Origin of the sequence: Kitasatospora sp. NPDC004669 (genome assembly GCF_040609455.1) — a bacterium.
GTDB lineage: Bacteria > Actinomycetota > Actinomycetes > Streptomycetales > Streptomycetaceae > Kitasatospora.
Genome location: NZ_JBEXKB010000190.1, coordinates 1 through 2,772, shown reverse-complemented (window position 1 = coordinate 2,772; position 2,772 = coordinate 1). Strand labels below are relative to the sequence as shown.

At 71.8% G+C, this 2,772-nt stretch carries 1 protein-coding gene; it reads right to left on the bottom strand.

All coding sequences use genetic code 11. The features are described 5' to 3' along the window. A partial coding sequence (locus tag ABZW30_RS46745; protein ID WP_355677452.1) for an amino acid adenylation domain-containing protein occupies nucleotides 1-2,772 on the bottom strand: 2,772 nt, incomplete at both ends.

The following is a 2,772-nucleotide window of genomic DNA, read 5'->3' as shown; positions in this document are numbered from 1 at the left end:
CCAGCAACAGCGCACGCTCCGCCTCCGGCAGCGGAACGACCGAGGCGTCCCCCTCCGGATCAGCCGCCATCGCCTCCAGCACCATCCGGTACATCTCCGCGAAGCCATCCAGGGCCGCGCGGCCGACGACTGCCGTGGAGGTGCCGATGTTGAGGTGGCCGCCGGCGGCGATCACGCTGAGGAGGAACTCGTTGCCGCCCGCGTCGAGGTTGGACGCGGTGTCCACGGTGCCGGTGTCGACCTGGTGGAAGTCCTGGTAGTCGAAGATCATCGTGATCAGGCGCTCGCCGGTGCCGCTGTCGCGCTGGACGGCGGGCAGCGGGTAGCGGCGGTGGGCCCAGATCTCGGACTCGCGGGCATAGACCCGCTCGACCAGCTCACGCCAGGTCCCCGACGCCCGGGTGGCGGGGAACGGCAGCGTGTTCAGGTGCATGCCCAGCACCCGCTCCGCACCCGGCGCCTCCAGACGCCCGTGGTAGACCACGCCGGTGTGGAAGGCGTCCTCCGTACCGAGCGAGCCCAGCACCTTCAGGTGCGCGGCCAGCAGCACGCTCTTCAACGAGGCCTTGGCGTCGTTCGCCAGGCGGTGCAGCTTCCCCTCGAGGTCGTGGAAGGGCACCCGCGCGCCGAGGTTCTCGGCCGCCAGGTCGGCGTCGTCGGCCCAGGTGGCCGGCAGCTCGGCCGGGGCGTGGCCGGCGACGACGTCCCGCCAGAAGGCGCGGTCCTGCTCGGAGGCCAGCGACTCCAGCTCGGCGGCGATGAAGTCCGCGTACCGGACCGACGGCGCCTCGAAGGCGGGCAGCTCACGGCCCTCGCGCAGGTACCGGTAGCACTCCATCAGCTCCATGAGGAGGCTGTTGACGCTCCAGCCCTCGGTCACCGCGTGGCAGTGACTGAGGGTGAACCGCCAGGCCTCGTCGGACTCCAGGTGCACCGCGACGCGCATCAACGGCGCAGCCGACAGCTCGAAGCCGGACGCCAGGTCCTGCTCGGCGAAGACGCGGGCGCGCTCCTCGCGCTCCTCCTCGCTCAGGCCCCGCCAGTCGTGCACGGTCACCGGCATCTGCGCGGTGGCGTGCACCAGCTGCAGCGGCTGGGAGTAGCCGCTGAGCGCCACGGCGGTGCGCAGCAGCTCGTGCCGCTGCGACACCACGGCCACGGCCTCGCGCAGCGCCTCCAGCGAGAACGGCCGCTCGTCCGGAATCCGGAAGGAGTTGATGTTGTGGTAGGCCGACTCGCTCCGCTCCTGGGCGGCCAGCATCTCGACCAGCATGCCGGTCTGCACCTGCGACAGCGGATAGGCGTCCACGACGCCCGCCGGCAGCGCGGCCCGGTCCCCGTCGCCGATCAGCGCGAACGGCTCCACCGACTCGACCGGCGACCCGGCGCTCTCACCGGTGAGACCGGCGGCCAGCGCGGCGATCGTCCGCGCCCGGAACACCTCCTGGATCGACACCTCGAACCCTGAGGTGCGCAGCGCACCGACCAGGCGGACGGCGCGGATGGAGTCGCCGCCGAGGTCGAAGAAGCTGTCCTCGACGCTGACCTTCTCCAGGCCCAGCACCTCGCCCCAGACCTCGGCGAAGCGCCCCTCCACCGGGGTGCGCGGCGCGATGTGCCGGGAGGCGGCGAAGGCCGAGCGGTCCGGCGCGGGCAGCGCCCGGTGGTCGACCTTCCCGTTGGCGTTCACCGGGATGGAGCCGAGGGCGACGAAGGCCGACGGGATCATGTAGTCCGGCAGGATGCCGCCCAGGTGCCCGCGCAGCAGGCCGGCGTCGACGGCCGTGCCGCCGTCGGCGACGACGTAGGCGACGAGGGACTTCTCCCCCACGGAGTTCTCGTGCACGGTCACCACAGCGCTCTTGACGCTGGGGTGCTTGTGCAGCGCGCTCTCGATCTCGCCGAGCTCGATGCGGTAGCCGCGGATCTTCACCTGCCCGTCGGCACGGCCGAGCGTCTCCAGGGTGCCGTCGGCCAGTCTGCGGGCCAGGTCGCCACTGCGGTACAGGCGCGAACCGGCCGGGCCGAACGGGTCCGGGATGAACTGCTCGGCGGTCAGCTCCGGGCGGTCCAGGTAGCCGCGGGCCACACCTGGGCCGCCGATGCACATCTCGCCGACCACGCCCACGGGCACCAACTGGCCGTCGGCGTCCAGCAGATGGATCCGGACGTCGTGGAACTTGTGCCCGAGAAGGCTGCGGGACGGGTGGTCGAAGTCCTCCGTCACGAGCCGGTGCGCGGTGGAGATCACCGTGGTCTCGGTCGGGCCGTAGATGTTGAGCAGCACCGGGTGGTCGAGGCCCATCCGGTCCGCCCACGGCTGGAGCTGGGGGACCTCGACGCGCTCGCCGCCGACGGCGATCAGCCGCAGGGCGAGCCGGTCCATCCGCGGGTCTCCGGTGGCCGCCATGGCGGCCACCGTGCCGAACGCGGAGGGGACGTAGGACAGGAAGGTGACCTGCTCGGCGACCAGCAGGTCGACGAAGTCCTCCGGCGAGCGGGTGGTCTCGTTGGACACGACCACCAGACGGCCGCCGTTCAGCAGGACGGCCCACATCTCCCAGGTGGAGAAGTCGAAGGCGTAGGAGTGCGAGAGCACGCCGACGTCGCTGCCGGTGAACCGGAAGTCGTCCTGGATCGCCGGGAAGAGCCGCAGGACGTTGGCGTGGCTCGCCATGACGCCCTTGGGCCTGCCGGTGGAGCCGGAGGTGTAGATGACGTAGATCAGGTTGTCCGGGGTGACCGCGGTCTGCGGCGCGGTGGCCGGGCGGG